Source organism: Streptomyces sp. SID14436, from assembly GCF_010548465.1.
GTDB lineage: Bacteria > Actinomycetota > Actinomycetes > Streptomycetales > Streptomycetaceae > Streptomyces.
In genome coordinates this window covers 1-2,100 of the sequence record NZ_JAAGMD010000714.1, presented here as the reverse complement: position 1 = coordinate 2,100, position 2,100 = coordinate 1, and the positions used below count along the sequence as shown (strand labels likewise).

The 2,100-nt window shown below is 72.5% G+C and carries 3 protein-coding genes; 1 reads left to right on the top strand and 2 read right to left on the bottom strand.

The window, feature by feature from the left end; translation table 11 throughout:
• Together G3I53_RS25840 and G3I53_RS25835 are read right to left on the bottom strand one after the other, a co-directional pair.
• On the bottom strand, nucleotides 1–633 hold a 633-nt coding region (locus G3I53_RS25840), incomplete at its 3' end, for a TerD family protein (protein WP_164438825.1).
• Between the two features lie 137 nt (nucleotides 634–770).
• Entirely contained in the window at nucleotides 771–1,367 is a 597-nt protein-coding gene (locus G3I53_RS25835; RefSeq protein ID WP_164339037.1) for a M48 family metallopeptidase, read from the bottom strand.
• A 211-nt stretch (nucleotides 1,368–1,578) separates the two neighbouring features.
• On the opposite strand from G3I53_RS25835, the gene G3I53_RS25830 reads away from it, so the two are divergent.
• A partial coding sequence (locus G3I53_RS25830) for a ThiF family adenylyltransferase (protein WP_203617429.1) occupies nucleotides 1,579–2,100 on the top strand: 522 nt, incomplete at its 3' end.

Below are 2,100 nucleotides of genomic sequence, written 5' to 3'. Positions count from 1 at the left end.
CTGCGCGGGAACGCCGAAGGCGGGCGGGGCCGCGGCCTGGGCGGGCGGCGCGAAGCCGGGTGCGCCACCGGGCTGCGGCTCGGGCTGCGGTGCGGCGGGCTCCTCCTCGGCGACCTCGCCGCCGAAGTTCTTCAGCAGGGCGTCGAGCCCGCCGTCGAAGCCCTGGCCGACGGCGGCGAACCGCCACACGTCCTTGAAGTAGAAGTCGCCGAGCATCACGGCCCGCTCGGTGGAAAACTCCGCACCGCTGAACGGATAACGGGCCACTTCCTCGCCGCCCGCCACGATGCGGATGTATCCCGGGCCGATCTGCGACATCTGCCCGGCGCCGTCGAGGGTCGCCGTGAAGGACAGCTTCTTGATCTGCTGCGGGATCCGGTCGAGGGTGACCCGGAAGGACTCCGTGTCGCCCGCCTGCGCGCCGAGCAGCTGGATGGACTCCTCGGGGGACTTCGGCTGGTTGTAGAAGATGAAGTACCGGTCGTCCGACAGGCGCTCGTCGGCGTCGAGGCCGAAGCAGCTGATGTCGAAGGTCAGTCCGGGGCCGGAGATCTGTACGCCTACGTACAGATCCGTGCCCGCCGTGAGGTCACTGATCCTGGCCTTGTGGCCGCGTTGGAATTCCCTGGCCATGCGTACGACCGTCCCCCATCCCGAGTGCGAGTGCGTCGCGCCAGGCTAACGGCAAAGGCTGACATCGGACGATGCCGGTACAGACCCGGTACACAACGCGTACCGCGGCCCGCCGTGTGCTCACCCGCGGTGCTGCCTCACTCGCCCTGCGCACCCGGCGCGTGCGGCAGCCGGTCGGCGGCGACCACGCCCTCGAGGTAGCCCCGGGCCCGCTCGGTCTTCGGATACGCCTCCAGCAGCCGCCAGAAGCGGGGGCCGTGCCCGGGCACCAGCAGGTGTGCCAGTTCGTGGCACAGGACGTAGTCGATCACGTACTCGGGCATGCCCTGCAAGCGGTGCGACAGCCGGATGCTGCCCTCGGACGGGGTGCACGAGCCCCAGCGGGTGTTCTGGTTGGTGACCCAGCGCACGGTCGCGGGCCGGGCCCGGCCGTCGAAGTACTGGGCCGACAGCCGCTCGGCGCGCTGCGCCAGCTCGGCGTCGCCGAGCGTCCGCCTGCTCTCCTGGGCGGCCAGCTTGTCGAGCATGACGTTCACCCAGCGCTGCTCCTCCGCCTCGGACATCCGGGCGGGGATGAGCACGACGGTGCGATCGCCCTCGCGGTACGCGGAGACCGTTCTGCGTCGGCGGGCGCTCCTGCGGACCTCGATCGCGCTCGCCCGTGAGCCGTTCGTCGGCTGGCTCGTCGTGCTGCGCGGTGACTTTCCGGCGCGTTGCAGTGGGTCGGCGGGCACGCCCCGACGTTACCCGCTGTACCCGGGGAAGTCCCGGCTCCGGAACGCTCCAATATCGATCGGCCCAACCGGGCGCCGGATTCGTATGACGATCTCCGCAGCCTGTGGACAACTTTCGGCGGCCTCCGTCCCGGGGCGGGCATGCTGGCACCGCCGGCCGGACCACGCGGTGGCTCCGGCGAGACCCAGACGGCAGTACGGGGGCCTTTCGATGCATCCGATGGTGAAGCCCGCGCTCAGGCGCGGCTGGCGTGACCTCAACACCGTGCAGTTCGGCATGACGCCGACGCACGCCCTGACGCTCGGCCCGGTGGACACCGCGACCGGCAGCTTCCTGGAGCTGCTCAACGGCACCCGCGGGCTGGACCTCCTGCGCGAGGAGGGCCGGCGCATGGACCTGCCCGACGGTCACGTCGACCGGCTCGTGCGCAGGCTGTCGCGGGCCGGTCTGCTGGACGACTCCCGGGGCGGCGGCCCGGCCGCCGACGCGCTGCGCGGCCGCCAGGAGGTGCTCGAACGGCTGCGTCCCGACCTGGCCGCCCTCACCGTGACCACCCCCGGACCGGGCGACGCGCTGAGACTGCTCGCCGCCCGCCGTGAGACGCGGGTCCAGGTGAGGGGCGCGGGCCGGGTGGGTGCCGCCGTGGCGTCGCTGCTGGCGGGGGCCGGGGTGGGCGAGGTGGACGTGCGCGACGTCGGACGCGTCGAGCCGTGGGACGTCGCCCCGGGCGGG